At 69.2% G+C, this 21,807-nt stretch carries 20 protein-coding genes; 13 read left to right on the forward strand and 7 right to left on the reverse strand.

Going from position 1 to position 21,807, the window contains the following annotated elements; all coding sequences use genetic code 11:
• Positions 1-40: 40 nt before the first annotated feature.
• Both lysX and DYE23_RS13715 read right to left on the reverse strand, forming a co-directional pair.
• Entirely contained in the window at positions 41-3,346 is a 3,306-nt protein-coding gene (gene lysX, locus DYE23_RS13710; protein WP_115327415.1) for a bifunctional lysylphosphatidylglycerol synthetase/lysine--tRNA ligase LysX, read from the reverse strand.
• A 61-nt stretch (positions 3,347-3,407) separates the two neighbouring features.
• Positions 3,408-3,770: a DUF1844 domain-containing protein gene (locus tag DYE23_RS13715; protein WP_011894401.1), complete on the reverse strand. Its 363-nt coding sequence runs from the start codon at positions 3,768-3,770 to the stop codon at positions 3,408-3,410.
• 228 nt (positions 3,771-3,998) lie between these two features.
• Here DYE23_RS13715 and infC point away from each other — a divergent pair, with 228 nt between their 5' ends.
• The 4 genes from infC to DYE23_RS13735 are packed head-to-tail and all read left to right on the forward strand — an operon-like array spanning position 3,999 to position 6,038.
• Positions 3,999-4,610: a translation initiation factor IF-3 gene (infC, locus tag DYE23_RS13720; protein ID WP_013471760.1), complete on the forward strand. Its 612-nt coding sequence runs from the start codon at positions 3,999-4,001 to the stop codon at positions 4,608-4,610.
• Positions 4,611-4,617: 7 nt separating this feature from the next.
• The gene (rpmI, locus tag DYE23_RS13725) at positions 4,618-4,812 is read left to right on the forward strand and encodes a 50S ribosomal protein L35 (protein WP_011894399.1); all 195 of its coding nucleotides are present in this window, start codon (positions 4,618-4,620) and stop codon (positions 4,810-4,812) included.
• Between the two features lie 54 nt (positions 4,813-4,866).
• Entirely contained in the window at positions 4,867-5,256 is a 390-nt protein-coding gene (gene rplT, locus DYE23_RS13730) for a 50S ribosomal protein L20 (RefSeq protein WP_011894398.1), read from the forward strand.
• 23 nt (positions 5,257-5,279) lie between these two features.
• Entirely contained in the window at positions 5,280-6,038 is a 759-nt protein-coding gene (locus DYE23_RS13735; protein WP_099961445.1) for a TrmH family RNA methyltransferase, read from the forward strand.
• On the opposite strand, the gene DYE23_RS13740 is transcribed toward DYE23_RS13735, so the two are convergent.
• From DYE23_RS13740 to DYE23_RS13750, 3 genes are all read right to left on the reverse strand, one after another.
• Positions 6,025-6,804, reverse strand: coding sequence for an SDR family NAD(P)-dependent oxidoreductase (locus DYE23_RS13740; protein WP_115327416.1), 780 nt, complete (start codon positions 6,802-6,804; stop codon positions 6,025-6,027). The two genes, DYE23_RS13735 and DYE23_RS13740, sit on opposite strands and share 14 nt — an antisense overlap.
• A gap of 82 nt (positions 6,805-6,886) precedes the next feature.
• Positions 6,887-8,128 (reverse strand): acyl-CoA dehydrogenase family protein, encoded by a 1,242-nt coding sequence (locus tag DYE23_RS13745; RefSeq protein ID WP_115327417.1) that lies wholly within the window; start codon positions 8,126-8,128, stop codon positions 6,887-6,889.
• 4 nt (positions 8,129-8,132) lie between these two features.
• Positions 8,133-9,200 (reverse strand): oxygenase MpaB family protein, encoded by a 1,068-nt coding sequence (locus DYE23_RS13750; protein WP_099961447.1) that lies wholly within the window; start codon positions 9,198-9,200, stop codon positions 8,133-8,135.
• 158 nt (positions 9,201-9,358) lie between these two features.
• On the opposite strand from DYE23_RS13750, the gene DYE23_RS13755 reads away from it, so the two are divergent.
• Positions 9,359-10,231: an adenylate/guanylate cyclase domain-containing protein gene (locus tag DYE23_RS13755; protein WP_013471755.1), complete on the forward strand. Its 873-nt coding sequence runs from the start codon at positions 9,359-9,361 to the stop codon at positions 10,229-10,231.
• Between the two features lie 6 nt (positions 10,232-10,237).
• Here DYE23_RS13755 and DYE23_RS13760 read toward each other — a convergent pair whose 3' ends face one another.
• Positions 10,238-11,125, reverse strand: a complete 888-nt coding sequence (locus DYE23_RS13760) for a bestrophin family protein (RefSeq protein ID WP_115327419.1) — start codon at positions 11,123-11,125, stop codon at positions 10,238-10,240.
• 135 nt (positions 11,126-11,260) lie between these two features.
• Here DYE23_RS13760 and pheS point away from each other — a divergent pair, with 135 nt between their 5' ends.
• Entirely contained in the window at positions 11,261-12,304 is a 1,044-nt protein-coding gene (gene pheS / locus DYE23_RS13765; RefSeq protein ID WP_115327420.1) for a phenylalanine--tRNA ligase subunit alpha, read from the forward strand.
• Positions 12,304-14,802, forward strand: a complete 2,499-nt coding sequence (pheT, locus tag DYE23_RS13770; protein WP_115327421.1) for a phenylalanine--tRNA ligase subunit beta — start codon at positions 12,304-12,306, stop codon at positions 14,800-14,802. Before pheS ends, pheT begins: the two co-directional genes overlap by 1 nt.
• Here pheT and lhgO read toward each other — a convergent pair.
• Positions 14,790-16,010 (reverse strand): L-2-hydroxyglutarate dehydrogenase, encoded by a 1,221-nt coding sequence (lhgO, locus tag DYE23_RS13775; protein WP_115327422.1) that lies wholly within the window; start codon positions 16,008-16,010, stop codon positions 14,790-14,792. The two genes, pheT and lhgO, sit on opposite strands and share 13 nt — an antisense overlap.
• Positions 16,011-16,070: 60 nt before the next feature.
• Between lhgO and argC the strand changes: the two genes are divergently transcribed.
• From argC to DYE23_RS13805, 6 genes are read left to right on the forward strand one after another with little or no spacing between them, the layout of a single operon-like run.
• Positions 16,071-17,105, forward strand: coding sequence for an N-acetyl-gamma-glutamyl-phosphate reductase (gene argC / locus DYE23_RS13780; RefSeq protein ID WP_081437673.1), 1,035 nt, complete (start codon positions 16,071-16,073; stop codon positions 17,103-17,105).
• 5 nt (positions 17,106-17,110) lie between these two features.
• Positions 17,111-18,298: a bifunctional glutamate N-acetyltransferase/amino-acid acetyltransferase ArgJ gene (gene argJ, locus DYE23_RS13785; protein ID WP_115328963.1), complete on the forward strand. Its 1,188-nt coding sequence runs from the start codon at positions 17,111-17,113 to the stop codon at positions 18,296-18,298.
• Positions 18,295-19,167, forward strand: a complete 873-nt coding sequence (gene argB / locus DYE23_RS13790; RefSeq protein WP_011894386.1) for an acetylglutamate kinase — start codon at positions 18,295-18,297, stop codon at positions 19,165-19,167. The genes argJ and argB overlap by 4 nt, the downstream gene beginning before the upstream one ends.
• A complete protein-coding gene (locus DYE23_RS13795; protein ID WP_011894385.1) occupies positions 19,164-20,351 on the forward strand; it encodes an acetylornithine transaminase in 1,188 nt (395 codons plus the stop codon). Before argB ends, DYE23_RS13795 begins: the two co-directional genes overlap by 4 nt.
• Entirely contained in the window at positions 20,348-21,271 is a 924-nt protein-coding gene (gene argF / locus DYE23_RS13800) for an ornithine carbamoyltransferase (RefSeq protein ID WP_011894384.1), read from the forward strand. The genes DYE23_RS13795 and argF overlap by 4 nt, the downstream gene beginning before the upstream one ends.
• 28 nt (positions 21,272-21,299) lie before the next feature.
• On the forward strand, positions 21,300-21,785 hold the full coding sequence (locus DYE23_RS13805) for an arginine repressor (RefSeq protein ID WP_011894383.1): 486 nt from the start codon (positions 21,300-21,302) through the stop codon (positions 21,783-21,785).
• Positions 21,786-21,807: the final 22 nt, after the last annotated feature.

Consider the following 21,807-nt stretch of genomic DNA (forward strand, 5'->3'; position numbering starts at 1 on the left):
TGCCCGCCGGCTGTGAAACGCCTTCCGGTCGGATCCGTGACTACCTCGGTTTCGCGAGCGGGAACGGCAGCGTCTCGCGGATGCTGCGCCCGGTGATCAGCATGACCACCCGATCGACACCCATTCCGAGGCCTCCGGTCGGCGGCATCGCGTACTCCATCGCCTGCAGGAAGTCCTCGTCGAGCTCCATCGCCTCCGGGTCGCCGCCTGCGGCCAGCAGCGACTGCTCCTGCAACCTGCGGCGCTGCTCCACAGGGTCGGTCAGTTCGCTGTAGGCGGTGCCGAGCTCGACCCCCCACGCGACGAGGTCCCAGCGTTCGGCGACCCCCGGGATGCTGCGGTGCGGCCGGGTCAGCGGCGACACGGACGTCGGGAAGTCCTTGTAGAAGGTGGGTTCGGTGGTCTGGTCCTCGACGAGGTGCTCGTACATCTCGAGGACCACCGCGCCGGCGTCCCAGTGCGTCAGGTAGGGGATGCCGGCCTTGTCGCAGAGGCGGCGCAGCGTCGCCAGGTCGGTGTCGACGTCGATGTGCTCGCCGAGTGCCTCCGACACCGCGCCGTGAACCGTCTTGACCGCCCATCGGCCGGAGATGTCGACCGGTTCGAGGACCCCGTCCTCGCGCGGACGGAAGAACACGTGGGAGCCGTTGGCGGCCATGGCCGCGTTCTGGATCAGCTCGCGGCACCCGTCGATCCACACGGTGTAGTCCGCGTGCGCCTGGTAGGCCTCCAGCAGGGTGAATTCGGGATTGTGGCTGAAGTCGACCCCCTCGTTCCGGAACGCCCGGCCCAGCTCGAAGACCCGCTCGACGCCCCCGACACAGAGCCTCTTCAGATACAACTCGGGTGCGATCCGCAGATACAGGTCCAGGTCGTAGGCGTTGATGTGGGTCAGGAACGGACGCGCGTTGGCGCCGCCGTGGATCTGCTGCAGGATCGGCGTCTCGACCTCGAGAAAGCCTTTGCCGACCAGGGTTTCGCGGATGGCGTGCAGAATGGCGCTGCGGGCCTTGATGAGTTCGCGGGCGTCGGTGTTGACCGCGAGGTCGACGTAGCGGGCGCGCACCCGCGCCTCCTGGTCGGTCAACCCCTTCCACTTGTCGGGCAGCGGCCGCAGGCACTTGCCGATCAACCGCCACCGGGTCACCAGCACCGACCACGAACCCGACCGGGTGTGGCCCATCGTGCCGGTCACCTCGATCAGGTCGCCGAGGTCGACGGTGCGGGTGAAGTCGGTGGTGGTTCCGTCGAGCAGCGCCGAATTGTCCAGCGCCACCTGGGTTTCGGCGGACCAGTCGCGTAGCTGACCGAAGAGCACACCACCGTAGTCGCGGGCCCGCAGAACCCGGCCGGACACCGTGACCTCGGTGCCTTCCTCGGCGGCGATCGCCTCGGCGATGGTGTGGCTGGGCGGGCTGCCCACGGGGTAGGCGTCGACGCCCCGGTCCTGCAGGGCGCTGAGCTTCGCCATCCGCACCCGGACCTGCTCGGGCAGGCGCGGGGCGGCGTCGTCGTCGGCCCCGTCGCCCACGGGCCCGATGCGGTCGGGTGCCGTTCCGTCGCTGTGCAGGCGTCCGGTGGCGATCAGGTCGCCCGGTGCGGCGATGTGGTGCCCCGTGTGGGGTTGATCGTGGCGCCGCGAGAAGGGAAGCACCAGAAAGCCTTCGGCGATGACCGAGGCGACCCCGACCCTGGGCACCAGCCGGGCGTCCTCGTAACACGCGTAGCGGGGCACCCACTCGGGCCGGTACTTCATGTTGGAGCGGTACAGCGTCTCCAGCTGCCACCAGCGGGAGAAGAAGACGAGCAGCCACCGCCACAGCCGGGCCACCGGGCCGGCCCCGAGTTGTGCGCCCTGCTCGAACGCCGAGCGGAACATCGCGAAGTTCAGCGAGATCCGGCTGATGCCGATGCTCTCGGATTGCAGGCACAGCTCGCTGACCATCAATTCGATGGTGCCGTTGGGGGATTGGGGGGCACGTCGCATCAGGTCCAGTGACACACCGTTGCTGCCCCACGGCACCAGCGACAGCATCGCGACGACCTGGGTCCCGTTCTGTACGGCCTCCACCAGGAGGCAGTCGGCGTCGGCGGGGTCACCGAGCCGGCCCAGCGCCATCGAGAATCCGCGCTCGTCCTCGGTGTCACGCCAGGCGTCGGCGTGCGCGATCACCTCGGCCATCTCGTCGGGTGACAACTCGCGGTGTCTGCGGAAGCGCACGGCGACGCCGGCGCGTCGAGCGCGGGTGACGGCTTGGCGCACCGCGCGCATCTCGGGTCCGGAGAGACGGAAATCGTCCGGATGCAGGATCGCTTCGTCGCCGAGTTGCAGCGCGTGCAGGCCCGCCTGGCGGAACGCCTGTGCGCCGGTCGCGCTGGCGCCCATGACACCCGGCGCCCACCCGTAGGTCTCACACAACGTCAGCCACGCCTCGATGGCCTGCGGCCACGCCTTCGGGTCGCCGACCGGGTCGCCGCTGGCCAGGCACACGCCGACCTCGACCCGGTAGGTGATCGCGGCCCGTCCGTTCGGGGCGAAGACCACCGCCTTGTCGCGACGCGTCGCGAAATAGCCCAGCGAATCGTTCTTCCCGTACAGCTCCAGCAGACCGCGGATGGCGGATTCGTCCTCACCGGTCAGCGCGTTGTCCGCACGCTGTGACTGGAACAGCACGACCGCCGCGATCATCAGGGCCATCGCGCCGAACAGGCCGAGGAGGGCGTTGACCAGCACGTGCGGGTGGCCGGAGAACGCGCCGGCATCCGCCCCCGCGAAGGCGCCGACCCGGTTGAGCGCGTACCAGAAGCGATCAGGCCGGGCCAGGGTGCCGGGGAACAATTCGAGCAGACCCCAGCCGATCAGCGTGCCGACGGCCAGGCCCGCGACCAGGGTGACTGCCGCCTTGACGAGCGCGCCCGGGCGCACCCGGGCCCAGAATTCCCTGCGGGCCAACAGCAGAGACGCGATGGCGGCGAGGTGGAAGCCCAGGCCGATGATCTCGCCGACGTCCTCGAACCACCGGTCACCGTCGAGCAGTCCGGTGACGTTCCAGACGGCCGCGGCCACCATGTAGCCGGTCAGGATCCACCAGGCGATGCGTTTGCGGGCAGCGAGCGCGGCCGCGAGCAGCGCCAGCACGAACGCCCACGCGAAGCTCGTGTCCGGGAAGTTGAAGATGTAGTCGTCGACGAACTCGCGGGGAACGCGGATGATCGAGCGGACCAGCGGTGACACGCTCGCCAGCAGGGACAACGTGGCGATCACACCCACGATCCAGCCGGCCGCCGCGGGCACCCACCGGTGACTGGACTCGGGATGCGCCCTGACGAGGCGGGTTGCGGTCATAGGCCGGGAGGATATTCGCTCACCAGCCCCTCCGCGGGGATGTCGGGGGCGCGCCGACCGGCTACCAGACAGGCCCGGTGTATTTCTCGCCGGGACCGTGCCCGGGCTCGTCCGGGGCCGCACTGGCTTCCCGGAACGCCAGCTGCAGGCTCTTGAGCCCGTCGCGCACCGGTCCGGCATGCAGACCGAGGTATTCCGCGGATGCGGTGACGAGCCCGGCCAGGGCGGTGATCAGGCGGCGGGCCTCGTCGAGATCGCGGTAAGGGCTCTCATCGGGATCGGTGTCCGACAACCCCAGCTTCTCCGCGGCCGCGCTCATCAGCATCACCGCCGCCCGGGTGATGACCTCGACGGCCGGTATCTCGGCCAGTTCGCGCACGGGTGCCGAGTCGTCAGTTCCGGGGATGTCAGGACTATCCGTCATGGCTGCTAGACTTGCACGCGCGACCGTCCCGGCTTACGCCAGGACAGCAAAGTGGAGTCCCACTCCCACCGCCGGCCGACGATCACTCGAAGGCACTGCGGTCCGGTCACAGGCATCATAGATGCCTGTCCTGGTCGGCTTTGGGCCCTGCGACGAGCAGGGCTCATCTGTTCTACGAACAGTGCGCCGACGGCGTGAGGGACTCCTGAGGACAACCTAGGAGGCCCCATCAGCACTGAGACCCGCGTCAACGAGCGCATCCGCGTACCTGAAGTCCGCCTGATCGGACCGGGCGGCGAGCAGGTAGGCATCGTGCGCATCGAAGATGCACTCCGCGTCGCCGCGGATGCTGATCTCGACCTTGTCGAAGTGGCCCCGGATGCCAAGCCTCCGGTGTGCAAGATCATGGACTACGGCAAGTTCAAGTACGAGACGGCACAGAAGGCGCGCGAGTCTCGCAAGAACCAGCAGCAGACCGTCGTCAAGGAACAGAAGCTGCGTCCCAAGATCGACCCCCACGATTACGAGACCAAGAAGGGTCACGTCATCCGCTTCCTGGAGGCAGGGTCGAAGGTCAAGGTGACGATCATGTTCCGCGGACGCGAGCAGTCGCGGCCCGAACTGGGTTTCCGCCTCCTGCAGCGCCTGGGCGCCGACGTGGCCGACTACGGCTTCGTCGAGACGTCCGCGAAGCAGGACGGCCGCAACATGACGATGGTGCTGGCCCCGCACCGCGGCGCGAAGACTCGTGCCAAGGCGGCGCACGATGCAGACGCCCCGGCAGCGCAGCGCGGCACCGCGCAGGCTGCCGATGCACCGACCGACACACCACAGAACTGAGGACACCATGCCCAAGGCGAAGACCCACAGCGGCGCTTCGAAGCGGTTCCGTAAGACCGGAACCGGCAAGATCGTGCGCCAGAAGGCCAACCGCAGGCACCTGCTCGAGCACAAGGCCACCAAGCGCACCCGTCGTCTCGACGGCCGCACCGTGGTTGCTCCCAATGACGTCAAGCGCGTCACGAAGATGCTCAACGGCTAGAGGCCGTCACCGCATCCAGAACTTGACCTGACCCGACCGAGATAGGACTACCCCATGGCACGCGTGAAGCGCGCACTCAACGCGCAGAAGAAGCGGCGCACAGTACTGAAGGCCTCGAAGGGCTACCGCGGCCAGCGGTCGCGCCTGTACCGCAAGGCCAAGGAGCAGCAGCTCCATTCGCTGACCTACGCCTACCGTGACCGCAAGGCGCGCAAGGGCGACTTCCGCAAGTTGTGGATCACCCGCATCAACGCCGCGGCCCGCCTCAACGGCATCACCTACAACCGGCTGATCCAGGGTCTGAAGGCTGCCGGTGTCGAGGTCGACCGCAAGAACCTCGCCGAGATCGCGGTCAGCGACGCCGCCGCGTTCGCCGCGCTGGCCGAGGTCGCCAAGGCCGCGCTGCCCGCAGACGTGAACGCCCCGTCGGGCGAGGCTGCCTGACCCTCACCGAGCGTTCTGCCCGGGTGGCGGCAGCGGTCAAACTGCACCGCCACACCGGGCGCCGCCGCGCCGCACGCTTCCTCGCCGAAGGTCCCAACCTCGTCGAGGCCGCGTTGCGGCGCGGACTCGTTTCCGAGGTGTTCGCCACCGAGAGCGCGGCGGACAGATTCGGCCCGCTCCTGGCGGGCGCGCCCGTTCATCTGGTCACGGAGAAAGCCGCAAAAGCGTTGTCCGACACCGTGACCCCCGTCGGTCTGGTCGCGGTGTGCACCCTTCCCGAGGTCGATCTCGCCGAGGTCCTGACCGGCGAGCCGACCCTGGTGGCGGTCCCGGTCGGCATCTCGGAGCCCGGCAATGCCGGCACGGTGATCCGCGTCGCCGACGCGATGGGCGCCGACGCGGTGGTGCTCGCCGGTGACAGCGTCGACCCGTACAACGGCAAATGCCTGCGGGCGTCGGCGGGCAGCATCTTCTCGATCCCGGTGATCAGTCACCACGATGCCGCCGATGTCGTCACGCAGCTCAAAGACGCCGGGCTGCAGGTGCTTGCGACCGTGCTCGGTGGTTCGGTTTCCCTCGACGAGGTGGATCTGTCCGGTCCGACCGCATGGTTGTTCGGCCCGGAGGCCCACGGTCTCCCCGCCGAGGTCGCGGCGCTCGCGACGGCCGGTGTCGAGATCCCGATGACCGGGGGCGCCGAAAGCCTCAATGTCGCGTCGGCGGCGGCGATCTGTCTGTACCAGAGCGCCGCGGCGCACCGTCGCGCTGCTAGCTCGACCTGAGCATGCGCTCCGAGACCGCCAACAGCAGCTTGCGCGGCGCGATCCGGTAACCGGAGGCCAACAATGCGTTTCGCAACCCGGAGACGACCGTCGGGTCGGACTTGTCGAGCGCGGCGAAAGCGGTGTCGACCACCTGCTCGGCGGTCTGCCTTCCGTCGGTGAGGAACTTCTCGCCGGTCCGGTCGAAGAACTCCGTCTCCGTCGCGCCGGGGCACAGCGCCAGAATCCTGACGCCGGTTCCGCGGCATTCCTGCCACAACGCCTCGGTGTAGGACAGCACGAAGGCTTTGGTGGCGCCGTAGACAGCCATGCCGGGCGTCGGCTGGAACGCCGCCGTGGACGCCACGTTCAATACGACGCCGTGCCGCCGCTCGACCATCCCGGGCAGGAAGCGCGCGGTCAGATCGACCAATGTGCCGCAGTTCAATTGGATCTGGGCGGTATTGGCTTCCGGCTCCTGGTCGACGAACTTCCCGTGCAGACCGATGCCGGCGTTGTTGATCAGGACGTCGACGCTCCGGCCGAGCTTGCGCACGCCGCCCTCGACCTCGGCGCCCGACCCGGCGCCCGAGAGATCGGCGGTGAGGACGTCGACGACGATCCCGGGGTGCCGGGCGACGAGTGTCCGACGCAGCGCCTCCAGCCTCTCGGCGCGGCGGGCGACGAGGATCAGGTTGGCTCCTCGTCGGGCGAGCTGCACGGCGAATTCCTCGCCGATGCCGCCGCTCGCCCCGGTGACCAGTGCGGTGACGTTGCTGAACTCCACGGGCGCTCCTCGGTCGGACCTGACCAAGGCTAGCCCGTCGCCCCGCCGGCGGGCGCGATCTCGCGAAACGGCCCGGCGCCGGTCAGCTGCTCAGCAGCCCCCTGGCCACGTGCGTGATCTGAACCTCGTTGCTGCCGGCGTAGATCATCAGCGACTTGGCGTCGCGGGCCAGCTGCTCGACGCGGTACTCCGTCATGTAGCCGTTGCCGCCGAAGAGCTGGATGGCGTCCATCGCGACATCGGTGGCGGCCTGCGAGCAGTACCACTTGATCGCCGACGCCTCCGCCAGCGAGATCGGCGCACCGCTCTGCGAGGACTCGATCACACGGAACAACATGTTGCGCACGTTCATCCGTGCCACTTCCATGGTGGCGAGTTTGAGCTGGATGAGCTGGAACTGGCCGATCTCCTGACCCCACAGCTTGCGGGTCTTGGCGTAGTCGACACTGAGTCGCAGGCACTCCTCGATCACGCCGAGGGCCATCGCGGCCACGCCGACGCGTTCGGCCGAGAAGCTCGACCGGGCGCTGTCCCGGCCGTCTCCCGCCTCATTGTTCTCGGTCTCGCCCAGCAGGCGGTCGCGGCCCAGTCGCACGTTGTTGAAGAACAGTTCACCGGTGCGCGACGAGTGAATGCCCATCTTGCGGAACGGCTTCGACTGCACGAAGCCTTCCATGCCCTTGTCGAGCACGAACGTCAGTACCTTGCGGTCACGCTTGTCCACACCTGGCTCGTCGAGCTTGGCGTACACCACGACCACGTCGGCATCCGGCCCGTTGGTGATGAACGTCTTCTGTCCGTTGAGGATGTAGTCGCCTGAACCATCCGCGGCACGGGCTACCCAGGACTTCATGCCGCCGAAAGCGTCGGAACCCGAGTCGGGTTCGGTGATCGCCCACGCGCCGATCTTCTCGTAGGTGACCAGTCCGGGCAGCCACCGCTCCTGCTGCGCCAGCGTGCCGCGGCCCTGGATGGTCGGGACCGTCAGGCCCAGGCTCACACCCATGCCGGTCACCAGACCCATCGACACCCGGCACAGCTCCGAGATCAGGACGAAACCCATCCCGGCGGAGCCGCCGCCGAACATGCCGCCGCCCCCGGACTTCGACGGCTTCTCGCCACCCTCGCGCATCCGCGCCAGACGTTTGTCGAGGGCCTCCTTGGCCATCGCGTCAATGCCGAACGTCGCGAACAACTTTCGGACTATCGGATAGGGCTCCATGTCGCCGCTCTCGAGCTCGTCGAGGTGCGGGCGAATCTCCTTGTCGACGAACTCGCGAACGGCGTCGCGCACGGCAATGTCGACGTCTGACCAATCAAGCATGTGCCTAGGCTGCCTTACCGGTTCCGCGCGCCGGACGCCGCCCCGCCAAAGAGAACGTCGAGTGCACCAACGACCCCACCCGATCGAGCAGGGTCTTGCGCGGCGGCAGGTAGTGCATCGGCATGCTGCGGCGCTCGCGCGGCGGCGCCATGAACGCAGGCGCCTCGACCAGCGGGGCGTCGGCGGGAACCTTGCCCTCGGCCCGGCGGTAGGCCGCGACCGCCCGCGGATGCAGCCGGATCTCGTCGGGCACCGCGACGAAGGCCAGCTCGACCATCTTGCCGAAGAGCCGCAACACGATCTCGTCGCCGGGAGTCCAACGCATTCCGGCGCGTTCGCGCACCACGGGATCGAACACCCCGGCGGCGATCCAGCGTTGCGCGCCGATCATCGGTTTGAACATCTGGTCCCACACCGGGGTCGGCATCAGCACGAACCACGGCTTGGGGATCCGCATCGACAGGATGTCGAGGGTGGCGCTGTTGATCTCCAGCTCCTCACGGCACTTGCGGTCCCAGTACTCGCAGAACGCCTGCCACGACTCGGGCACCGGCGCCATGCTCATGCCGTACATCCGGTACCACTGCACGTGCTCGTCGAAAAGCTGCTCCTTCTCGGCCTCGGTCAGTCCGCCGCAGAAGTACTCGGCGGTCTTGATGATCAACATGAAGAACGTCGCGTGCGCCCAGTAGAACGTCTCGGGGTTCAGCGCGTGATAGCGCCTTCCGTCGGCGTCGACGCCCTTGATGGTCTTGTGGTAGCCACGGATCTGGGCACCGGTCTGTGCCGCGCGGTCCCCGTCGTAGACGACCCCCATGATCGGGTAGACCGAGCGTGCGACGCGCTGCAACGGTTCCCGCATCAGGATGGAATGGTCCTCCACGCCGGCGCCGAGCTGCGGGTACATGTTCTGGATCGCGCCGATCCACACCCCGAGGATGCCGGTGCGCACGTCCCCGAAGTACTTCCACGTGAGCGAGTCGGGTCCGAGCGGGAACGCTCCGGGAGCCTGCGGCTGCGCAGCACCCTCCGGGGTCTCCGACCCTTCCGGACTCAGAGAATCGTTTGCCATCGCCTTTGATCGCACCCTCCCAAGATAGGCGTTGACAACGCCCGTTGTCCACGGATCCGCGGTCCGTCCGGCGGGTGTTACGCAGACTCCACCACGGTGCCATCCCGCCGTGACCTGCCGGTTTATTGCCGCGAAGTCCCTCGTTTAGGCTTGTCGGCGTGGACGAGGACCCGCCGGGTGATCCAGGAGGCGGCCAGTTTGCAGGGCCGAGGGGTTGGTTCAGAGACATCAACCACCACGACGGTGTCATCGCCTTCCTCCGTCGCACCCGACGCGCGCTGCCCGGGGACCCCGATTTCGGGGATCCGCTGTCGGTCAGCGGCGTCGGAGGTCCGCGCGCCGCCGCCCGTGCGGCCGACCGCTTGCTGGAGCGGGACGCCGCGACGCGCGAGGTCAGTCTCGGAGCGCTGCAGGTGTGGCAGGCGCTGACCGAGCGGGTCTCCGGCCGTCCGGCCAATCCCGAAGTCACGCTGGTGTTCACCGATCTCGTCGGGTTCTCGGCGTGGTCTCTGCGGTCCGGTGACGACGCGACACTGCGACTGCTGCGCCGCGTCGCGCAGGTCGTCGAGCCGCCGCTGCTGCAATCGGGCGGGCACATCGTCAAGCGGATGGGTGACGGGCTGATGGCGGTGTTCGCGGACCCGACCACCGCGGTGCGCTCTGCCATCGCCGCGCGCGAGGCCGTGAAAACCGTTGACGTCGACGGCTACACGCCGCGGATGCGGGTCGGCATCCACACCGGGCGGCCACAGCGCATCGGTTCGGACTGGCTCGGCATCGACGTCAACCTCGCCGCGAGAGTGATGGAGCGTGCCACCCGCGGTGAGCTCGTGATCTCCGAGGCGACGCTGCAACGCATCCCGGACGAGGACTTCGACGTGCTACCGGTGACGGCGAAGAAACTCCGCCGGCAGGTGTTCGCCGCCAGGGCCGACGGCGTGCCCGACGACTTCACCATGTACCGGCTGCGCACCCGCCGGCCCGTTCGGGGACACGAGGACGACCACGACGAGGTACCGGGCGAGGAATAGGGCGGCCTACATCCAGACGGTCGCCGTCGCGGGTTCCCTCGGTCGGGCCAGCGGGTGGCCGCCGCCGAGCAGGTTGCCGGTGACCGTGCTGCAGAAGCGGAACATCGGCAGGTCGAACACGGTGTTTCCCATCGGGACCTCGATGAAATGCCCGAGCCGCTCGGCGATGACGAACACGCTCATCACCGCCAGGCCCAACACGATGCTGGCGATGCTGTCGCTGCTGCCGTCGATCCGGTTGAAGACCATGAGTCCGAAGAACCAGGCGAGCACCCGGATGAACAGGTCGTAGTGGATCGGGATGGGCTGGTTGCGAATTCGTTCCAGTCCGCTCTGGGCGCCGACCAGCGCCGTGTTGAGCGCCATCAACATCGAACGTCCCTGGTTGTCGAGCTCGTGATGTCGCGACAGGGTCTGGATGTCTCGTGGCTGACGGTTCAACAGCGACGTCGCACCGTCCTGGCGAGGATCTTCCGGTGTCAGTTCGGCGACGGCGGCCGGCGGATCGACACCACGGAGTTCGCAGGCCAGTTGCCACGCGTGCCGAACCTGACGCCGACGCATCCGGTCGTGCACCGCGGCGAGCGATTCGGCGCCGGTGTCGACGCTGCTGAGGGCGTTGTCCAACGCCCGGCAGTTGATCACGATGCTGCCCCACAGCGTCCGGGCTTCCCACCAGCGGTTGTATGCGGTGGTGTTGCGGAAGCCGATGAAGATCGTCGCGCTGATTCCCAGGACGGACAGCACGGCGACGGCGTTCTCCTCCTGGATTGCGTCCGGAATCGGCACCAGTACCGCCGCCGCCACCACCAGGGCGGCCACGTCGAAGCGCAGCGCCCAGCACACCCGGCCCGCAACCTTCAACGGCCCGGTGCGGCCGACCGATCGGATCATGGTCTCTTCCGTTGCGTCGACGGGTGGCGTCCGCTACCGGCAGCGGGACGCCCGGATCGGTACCGCGCGAGGGTATCTCCGCCGTGCGGCAAATGCAGGCGAAGTGGGCGCGAACGCATCCCCTAGGATGGCCGGGTGGCTGAGCAGCCAGTAGACCTATCAGACCGAGCGCTGGCCGACGCCGTCAGCGCAGTCCGCCGTGCCTTCGACGGGGCTTCGACCCTGGAGGACCTCGCGAAGGCCAAGACCGAGTACCTCGGGGACCGATCGCCGATCGCACTGGCGCGCCAGGCGCTGGGATCGCTTCCCAAGACCGAGCGCGCCGATGCCGGCAAGCGGGTCAACGTGGCGCGCACCGAGGCGCAGACGGCCTACGACGAGCGCCTCGCCGTGCTGCGGGCCGAGCGTGACGCCGCGGTGCTGGTCGCCGAGCGCATCGACGTCACGCTGCCGTCGACGCGCCAGCCCGTCGGCGCACGGCATCCGATCACGATCCTCGCCGAACGCGTCGCCGACACCTTCGTCGCGATGGGCTGGGAACTGGCCGAAGGGCCCGAGGTCGAAACCGAACAGTTCAACTTCGACGCACTCAACTTCCCGCCCGACCATCCGGCGCGCAGCGAGCAGGACACCTTCCAGGTCGCGCCGGACGGCTCGCGGCAGGTGCTGCGCACCCACACCTCCCCGGTACAGATCCGTGCGCTGCTCGAGCGGGAGCTGCCGGTCTACATCGTGTCGATCGGGCGCACGTTCCGCACCGACGAACTCGACGCCACCCACACCCCGGTCTTCCACCAGGTGGAAGGTCTGGCGGTGGACAAGGGGCTGACGATGGCCAACCTGCGCGGCACCCTCGACGCATTCGCGCGTTCGGAGTTCGGCCCGCAGGGACGGACCCGGTTCCGGCCGCACTTCTTCCCGTTCACCGAACCCTCGGCGGAGGTCGACATCTGGTTCCCCGACAAGAAGGGCGGACCCGGCTGGGTGGAGTGGGGCGGCTGCGGCATGGTCAACCCGAATGTGCTGCGCGCCTGCGGTATCGATCCCGAGGTGTACTCCGGCTTCGCGTTCGGTATGGGCCTGGAGCGGACGCTGCAGTTCCGCAACGGCATCCCGGACATGCGCGACATGGTCGAAGGCGACGTCCGGTTCTCGCTGCCGTTCGGGGTGGGCGCCTGATGCGCATTCCGTACAGCTGGCTCCGCGACACCGTGCAGGCCGGCGCACCGGGCTGGGACGTGTCTCCCGAAGAGCTCGAGCAGGCGTTCATCCGCATCGGTCACGAGGTCGAGGAGATCATCCCGGCCGGTCCCGTCACGGGTCCCCTGACCGTCGGTCGCGTCGTCGAGATCGAGGAGCTGACCGAGTTCAAGAAGCCCATCAGGGCGGTCAAGGTCGACGTCGGCTCCGAGAACGTGGCCGGCGCACCTCGCGACATCGTCTGTGGGGCAACGAACTTCGCTGTCGGCGACCTGGTCGTCGTGGCGCTGCCTGGCGCGGTGCTGCCCGGAGACTTCGCGATCGCCACCCGCAAGACCTACGGCCGCACCTCCGACGGCATGATCTGCTCGGTCTCCGAACTCAACCTCGGGTCCGACCATTCCGGCATCCTCGTCCTGCCGCCCGGGACCGCGGAACCGGGTACCCCGGCCGCCGGCGTGCTCGGCCTCGACGATGTGGTGTTCCACCTCGCCATCACCCCGGACCGCGGCTACTGCCTGTCGGTGCGCGGACTCGCCCGCGAGATCGCCAACGCCTTCGATCTGGACTACACAGACCCCGCTGACGTCGCGCCCCTGCCCGCCGAGGGGGAGGCGCTGCCGGTGACGATCGACCCGGGCACCGGTGTCCAGCGTTTCGGGCTGCGCCCGGTGACCGGGATCGACCCGAAAGCCGTGTCGCCGTGGTGGCTTCAGCGCCGACTTCTGCTCAGCGGCATCCGGGCGATCTCGCCGGCGGTCGATGTGACCAACTACGTCATGCTGGAGCTCGGCCATCCGATGCACGCCCATGACCGCAGCCTCATCACCGGCGGTTTCCGCGTCCGATTCGCCGAGCCGGCCGAGACCGTGGTGACGCTCGACGATGTCGAGCGCACACTCGACACCGTCGACGTGCTGATCGTCGACGACGCCGCCACCGCCGCGATCGGCGGCGTGATGGGTGCGGGGACCACCGAGGTCCGCGACAGCACCACCGACGTGCTGCTCGAAGCCGCGGTGTGGGATCCGGCCGCGGTGTCGCGCACGCAGCGGCGCCTCCGACTGCACAGCGAGGCGGGACGGCGTTACGAGCGCACGGTGGATCCGGCGATCTCGGTGGCCGCCCTGGACCGCTGCGCGACGCTGCTCGCCGATATCGCCGGTGGCACAGTCCAACCCACGCTGACCGACTGGCGGGGCGACCCGCCTCGAGACGACTGGTCTCCCGCGCCGGTGTCGATGCCCGTGGATCTGCCCGACCGCACGGCGGGCGTCGAATATCCGCAGGGCGCGGCGCAGAAGCGGCTGACGCAGATCGGCGCGGACGTCGTCGTCCAGGGGGAGCTCCTCACCGCGACGCCGCCGAGCTGGCGGCCCGACATCCGCCAGCCCGCGGATCTCGTCGAAGAGGTGATGCGCCTCGAGGGTCTCGACGTCATCCCGTCGGTGCTGCCGACAGCGCCTGCCGGTCGCGGCCTGACCGCGACACAGAAGCGCCGCCGTGCGATCGGGAAGTCGTTGGCGCTCAGCGGCTTCGTCGAGATCCTGCCAACCCCGTTCCTGCCTGCCGGAATCTTCGATCAGTGGGGTCTGGACGCCGACGACCGGCGACGCGACACCACCACGGTGCTCAATCCGCTCGAAGCGGACCGCCCGAGCCTGGCGACGACGTTGCTCCCAGGGCTGCTGGAGGCGTTGGCCCGCAACGTGTCCCGCGGTGCCGTCGACGTCGCGCTGTTCGCGATCCAGCAGGTGGTGGAGCCGACGTCGGAAACCCGTGCCGTGGAGCGCATCCCGAACGACCGTCGGCCGACCGACGACGAGATCGCGGTGCTCGACGCGTCTCTGCCGCATCAGCCTCAGCACGTCGCAGCCGTGTTGACCGGCCTCCGGGAGCCTGCGGGTCCCTGGGGGGCGGGACGCCGGGTCGAGGCGGCCGACGCATTCGAGGCCGTGCGGGTGATCGGCCGTGCGGTCGGGGTGGACTTCACCCTGCGTGCCGACCAGACGCTGCCCTGGCACCCGGGACGTTGTGCGGCGGTGCTCATCGGCGACGTGGTGGTCGGCCATGCCGGCCAGCTGCATCCCGCCGTCGTCGAACGTTCGGGTCTGCCGAAGGGGACCTGCGCGGTCGAGATCGATCTCGACGCGGTGCCGCTCACCGAAACCCTTCCCGCCCCGCGGGTTTCGCCGTTCCCAGCGGTTTTCCAGGACGTCGCGCTGATCGTCGGGGATGACGTGTCGGCCCAGAGCGTCGTCGACGCCGTGCGTGCCGGCGCCGGTGAACTCCTGGAGGACGTCCGGATCTTCGACGTCTACACCGGACCACAGATCGGGGACGGCCGGCGCTCGCTGGCGCTGGCGCTGCGCTTCCGCGCGTCCGACCGAACCCTGACCGAGGAAGAGGCCAGCGCCGCACGCGACGCCGCGGTGGCGTTGGCCGAGGAACGCGTCGGCGCGGTTCAGCGTCGCTGATCGTCCTCGCCGAGCACTGCCGTCACGACATGCTCGGCGATGGCCAGCGCGGAGGTCGCCGCGGGTGACGGCGCGTTGCGCAGTACCACGATCCGGTCGCGGACGCTGATCCGGAAGTCGTCCACGAGTCCACCGTCGGGGTCGAGGGCCTGGGCGCGGACACCCGCCCTGGCGGGCACGACGTCGTCGTCTCCGAGTTCGGGGACGTAGGCGCGCGCCGCGGCGACGAATCGCCGTCTGCTCAGCGATCCGTACATCTCGGTGATGCCGGTGCGCCAGTGCCGGCGCGCGAAGCGCCAGAACGCGGGCGTACGGGCCACCCCCGCCAGATCCGACGCCGAGACGTCCCTCCAGGTGTAGCCCTCTCGGGCGAGGGCCAGGACGGCGTTGGGTCCGATCAGCACCTCGCCGTCCACGCGCGGCGTCAGGTGCACCCCGAGAAACGGGTAGCGCGGATCGGGCACGGGGTAGACGAGTCCGTTGACGAGTCCACGACGCTCGGGTCTGAGCGCGTAGTACTCGCCGCGGAACGGCATGATCACCGGCTCGGGCCCGTCACCGGCCATCTCGGCCAGCCGGTCGGACTGCAGCCCGCCGCACGCGACCACCCGGTCGAACGGCCGCTCGGCGACCCCGTCCGGGGTCTGCGTGCGCACGACCACCTCCGTGGCGTGCAGTCGCATCCCGGTGACTTCACGGCCCAGCAGGATCTCCGCGCCGACGGCGCGCGCATCATCGGCCAGGGATCGGGTGACCGCGGCGAAATCGACGATCGACGTCGACGGTGAGTGCAGCCCGGCGACACCGCGGACGTGCGGTTCGATCTCTCGCAGCTCCGCCGGGCCGATGACGCGGACACCGGGCACCCCGTTGGCCCGGGCGCGGTCCTCGATGCCGGTGAGCCGGGCGCGCTCGTGCTCGTCGCGTGCGACGAGCACCTTGCCGCAGGCGATCCGTTCGATCGCGTGCTCGGCGCAGTACTGCTCGAGCAGGCCGACACCACGCCGGCACAGGACCGCCTTGGCCGAGCCGGGCTCGTAGTACAGCCCCGCGTGCACCACGCCGCTGTTGCACCCGGTCTGGTGCGAGGCGAGCCGGTCTTCCTTCTCGAAGACCGTCACCGCGGCCTCCGGGCTGCGCCGGGTCAGCTCCCGGGCCACCGCGACGCCGAGGATGCCGCCGCCGACCACGGCGACCCGTTCAACCATGTGAAGAACCCTCCAATAAATGAGTTTGCATCTCTATGCATAACCATGCATCATCGTGGGATGACTACCGTCGCAGTCGCCGGTGCCAGCGGTTACGCCGGCGGAGAGATCCTCCGTCTGCTCCTCGGCCATCCTGCCTATACCGACGGCCGGCTGACCATCGGGGCCCTGACCGCGGCCGCCAGTGCCGGAACATCCCTCGCCGAGCACCATCCGCATCTGCTTCCGCTCGCCGACCGGACGCTGGAGCCGACCGAGATCGGCGTGCTCGCCGGCCATGACGTGGTGTTCCTCGGTCTGCCGCACGGGCATTCGGCGGCGCTGGCCGAGCAACTGGGGCCCGACACCCTGATCATCGACTGCGGTGCCGATTTCCGGTTGACCGACGCCGGCGACTGGCAGCGGTTCTACGGCTCCGAGCACGCGGGCAGCTGGCCCTACGGGCTTCCCGAACTGCCGGGCGGCCGCGAACGGCTGCGCGACACCAAGCGCGTCGCGGTACCCGGGTGTTACCCGACTGCCGCGCTGCTCGCGCTGTGGCCGGCGCTCGCGGCGGGTCTCGTCGAGCCCGCCGTCACCATCGTCGCGGTCAGCGGGACGTCGGGGGCGGGGCGCGCCGCCAAGGTGGACCTGCTCGGGGCCGAGGTCATCGGTTCGGCGCGCGCCTACAACATCGGCGGCAAGCACCGGCACACCCCCGAGATCGCGCAGGGGCTGCGCGCTGTGTCGGGCTCGGCGGTGACGGTGTCGTTCACCCCGGTGCTGATCCCGACCTCGCGGGGGATCCTGGCGACCTGCACGGCGCGCACCGATGCGCCGGTGTCGGAGATCCGGGCCGCCTACGAGAAGGCCTACGCCGATGAACCGTTCGTGTACCTGCTCCCGGACGGGCGGCTGCCGAAGACCGGGGCCGTGGCCGGCAGCAATGCGGCCCAGCTCGCCATCGCGGTCGACGAGGACGCGTCGACGTTCCTCGCGATCGCCGCGATCGACAACCTCGTGAAAGGAACCGGAGGAGCCGCCGTGCAGTCGATGAACCTCGCCCTGGGCTGGCCCGAGGCAGAAGGCCTCTCGACCGTGGGGCTGGCGCCGTGACGCGGATGCTGCGCACCCAGGGCGTCACCGCCCCGGCCGGCTTCCGCGCGGCCGGGATCGCCGCGGGCATCAAGGCGTCCGGCAAGCTCGATCTGGCCCTGGTGTTCAACGAGGGACCCGACCACTCCGCCGCCGCAGTGTTCACCCGCAACAAAATCAAAGCCGCGCCGGTGCTGTGGACGCAGCAGGTGCTCACCACCGGCCGGTTGCGCGCGGTGATCCTCAATTCCGGAGGGGCCAACGCGTGCACCGGGCCCGGCGGGTTCCAGGACACCCACGCGACCGCCGAGGCCGTCGCCGCCGCACTGTCGGCCTGGGGGACCGAGACCGGTGCCATCGAGGTCGCCGTCTGCTCGACGGGGCTGATCGGCGACCGGCTCCCGATGGACAAGGTGTCGGCGGGGGTGCGGGAGATCGTGCAGGAGATGGCCGGCGGCCTCAGCGGCGGGGAAGAGGCCGCGCGGGCGATCATGACCACCGACACCGTCCCCAAACAGGTTGCGCTGCACCACGCAGACAACTGGACGGTGGGCGGGATGGCCAAGGGTGCGGGCATGCTCGCCCCGTCGCTGGCGACCATGTTGTGCGTCATCACCACCGACGCCGCGGCCGGCCCGGAGGCGCTGCAGTCCGCGCTGAGGAACGCGGCGGCACGCACCTTCGACCGCCTCGACGTCGACGGCAGCTGCTCCACCAACGACACGGTGCTGCTGCTGTCCTCGGGCGCCAGCGAGGTGACCCCGAGTCAGGCCGCGCTCGACGAGGCGGTGCTGCGGGTGTGCGACGACCTCTGCGCGCAGTTGCAGGCCGACGCCGAAGGCGTCACCAAGAGGGTGCTGATCACCGTGACCGGCGCCGAGAGCGAGGACGACGCGGTGACCGCCGCCCGGGTCATCGCCCGCGACAGCCTGGTCAAGACCGCGTTGTTCGGCTCGGATCCGAACTGGGGCCGGGTGCTCGCCGCCGTCGGGATGGCGCCGGTCAAACTCGATGCCGATCGGATCACCGTGTCGTTCAACGGTTCTCCGGTCTGTGTGGACAGTGTCGGCGCCCCCGGCGCCCGCGACGTCGATCTGTCGGGTGAGGAGATCGACGTGGTGGTCGATCTCGGCGTCGGTTCCGGAACCGCGTCGATCCGCACCACCGACCTGTCCCACGCGTACGTCGAAGAGAACTCGGCGTACAGCTCATGAGCCTGACGACACCCGACAAGGCACAGGTGCTCGCCGACGCGTTGCCGTGGCTCACGGCGCTGAACGGCAAGATCGTCGTGGTCAAGTACGGCGGGAACGCGATGACCGACGACCGGCTCAAGGCCGCGTTCGCTGCCGACATGGTGTTCCTGCGCAACTGCGGGATCCATCCGGTCGTCGTGCACGGCGGCGGGCCCCAGATCTCGGCGATGCTCAAGAAGCTCGGCATCGCAGGCGATTTCAAGGGCGGATTCCGCGTGACCACCCCCGAGGTCCTCGAGGTCGCACGGATGGTGTTGTTCGGGCAGGTCGGCCGTGAGCTGGTCAACCTCATCAACGCCTACGGTCCTTACGCCGTCGGAATCACCGGCGAGGACGCCCATCTGTTCACCGCGGTGCGCCGCACCGTGATGGTCGACGGTGTCGCCACCGACATCGGCCTGGTCGGCGACGTGGAGCGGGTCAACACCGATGCCGTGCTCGACCTGATCGACGCCGGGCGGATTCCCGTCGTGTCGACCATCGCCCCCGACACCGCGGGTCTGGTCTACAACATCAACGCCGACACCGCGGCTGCGGCGCTGGCCGAGGCGCTGGGGGCCGAGAAGCTGCTGATGCTCACCGACGTCGAAGGCCTCTACACCGACTGGCCTGATCGCGGATCGCTGGTCAACCAGATCAATTCCGACGCGCTCGCCGAACTGCTCCCCACCCTGGAGGAGGGCATGGTGCCCAAGATCGAGGCGTGCCTGCGCGCCATCGACGGCGGGGTGCCCAGCGCCCACGTCATCGACGGCCGCGTGGAGCACTGCGTGCTCGTCGAACTGTTCACCAACGAGGGCGCAGGGACGAAGGTGGTCAGGTCATGACCGGCGAGCACCGGCCCGGACTGCTGGACCGCTGGTCGGCGGTCATGATGAACAACTACGGCACCCCGCCGCTGGCACTGGCGAGCGGGCAGGGCGCCGTCGTCACCGATGCCGACGGCAAGTCCTACATCGACCTGCTCGGCGGCATCGCGGTCAACGTGCTCGGCCACCGGCATCCCGCGGTGATCGAGGCCGTGACCCGTCAGATGAACACGCTCGGACACACCTCCAACCTCTATGCCACCGAACCCGGTGTCGCCTTGGCCGAAGCGCTCGTCGACCTGCTCGGTGTGCCCGCGAAGGTCTTCTTCTGCAATTCCGGCACCGAGGCCAATGAGGTCGCCTTCAAGATCACCCGGTTGACCGGCCGCACGAAACTCGTTGCTGCGCAGGGAGCCTTCCACGGACGCACGATGGGGTCGCTGGCGTTGACCGGGCAGCCCGCCAAACAGGCGCCGTTCGAACCGCTGCCCGGCGACGTCACCCACGTGCCCTACGGGGATGTCGACGCGCTGCGCGCCGTCGTCGATTCGGAGACCGCCGCGGTGTTCCTCGAACCGATCATGGGAGAGGGCGGCGTCGTCGTCCCGCCCGCCGGCTATCTGGTGGCGGCACGCGAGATCACCGCCGAACACGGCGCGCTGCTGATCCTCGACGAGGTCCAGACCGGCGTCGGCCGCACCGGAGCCTTCTTCGCCCACCGGCACGACGGCATCACCCCCGACGTCGTCACGCTCGCCAAGGGACTCGGCGGCGGGCTGCCGATCGGCGCCTGCCTGGCGATCGGGGACACCGCCGAGTTGCTCACCCCCGGGCTGCACGGCAGCACCTTCGGCGGCAACCCGGTGTGCACGGCGGCGGCGCTGGCAGTGCTCAAGGTGCTCGCCGACGACGGCCTCGTCGAACGCGCCGACATTCTCGGCAAGACCATCGCCCACGGCATCGAGGCGTTGAACCATCCACTGGTCGACCACGTCCGGGGACTGGGGCTGCTGCGCGGCATCGTGCTGACCGCCGACGCCGCCAAGTCGGTCGAGGCCGAGGCCCGCGATGCCGGATTCCTCGTCAACGCGGCAGCGGCCGACGTGATCAGATTGGCTCCGCCACTGGTGATCACCGACGCCGAGGTCGAATCGTTCCTCGCGGCCTTGCCGCGCATCCTCGACAAGGCGGCACAATCATGACCCGGCATTTCCTGCGCGACGACGACCTGACCCCCGAGGAGCAGGCCGAGGTGCTCGCGCTCGCGGCCGCGCTCAAGAAGGACCCATTCAGCCGGCGGCCCCTCGAAGGGCCGCGCGGCGTCGCGGTGATCTTCGAGAAGAACTCCACGCGCACCCGGTTCTCGTTCGAGATGGGGATCGCCCAGCTCGGCGGTCACGCCGTGGTCGTCGACGGCCGCAGCACGCAGCTGGGCCGGGAGGAGACGCTCGAGGACACCGGCGCGGTCCTGTCGCGCTACGTCGACGCGATCGTGTGGCGGACCTTCGCACAGGAGCGGCTCACCGCGATGGCCAGCGGCGCTTCCGTTCCGATCGTCAACGCGCTGTCCGACGAGTTCCACCCGTGTCAGGTGCTGGCGGACCTGCAGACGCTGATCGAGCGCAAGGGATCGTTGAAGGGCCTGCGGCTGGCCTATTTCGGCGACGGAGCCAACAACATGGCGCACTCGCTGATGCTGGGCGGTGTCACCGCGGGCGTCGACGTCACGATCGCCGCGCCGCGCGGCTTCGAACCGCATCCGATGTTCATCGCCGCTGCCGAGACACGCGCACACCAGACCGGAGCCACGGTCGCGGTCATCGACGATCCGCTGCGCGCCGCCGACGGTGCGGATGTGCTGGTGACCGACACCTGGACCTCGATGGGGCAGGAGAACGACGGACTCGACCGTGTCCGGCCGTTCCGTCCGTTCCAGGTCAACGCCGACCTGCTCGGCCGCGCTGATTCGGAAGCGGTGGTGTTGCACTGTCTTCCGGCGCACCGCGGACACGAGATCACCGACGAGGTGATCGACGGCCCGCGCAGCGCGGTGTGGGACGAGGCGGAGAACCGGCTGCACGCGCAGAAGGCGCTGCTCGTCTGGCTGCTGGAACGCTCGTGACCGCCCGCATGAACACCCGAGTCCTGCCGTGACAGCGGCGACCACCCGCGCCGGCCGCCAGGCGAGGATCGTCTCGCTGCTGTCGGCCCAGTCGGTGCACAGCCAGACCGAACTCGCGGCGCTGCTCGCCGACGAGGGGATCGACGTCACGCAGGCGACGTTGTCGCGCGATCTGGAAGAACTCGGCGCGGTGAAGCTGCGCGGCGCCGACGGCGGTGTGGGCGTGTACGTCGTGCCGGAGGACGGCAGTCCGGTGCGCGGGGTGGCGGGCGGTACCGAACGGGTGACGCGGCTTCTCGGGGACCTGCTGGTGTCCACCGACGCCAGCGGTAATCTCGCCGTGCTGCGCACCCCGCCGGGCGCCGCGCACTACCTCGCGAGTGCCATGGATCGGGCCGCGCTGCCGTATGTGGTCGGCACGGTGGCCGGAGACGACACGATCCTGGTGATCGCGCGCGAGCCGATGACCGGCGCCGAACTGGCCGTCACCATCGAGAATCTCGCCAAGACCTAATAGCAGTGACAAGAAGGAGTTT

Origin of the sequence: Mycolicibacterium gilvum, assembly GCF_900454025.1 — a bacterium.
Classification (GTDB): Bacteria; Actinomycetota; Actinomycetes; order Mycobacteriales; family Mycobacteriaceae; genus Mycobacterium; species Mycobacterium gilvum.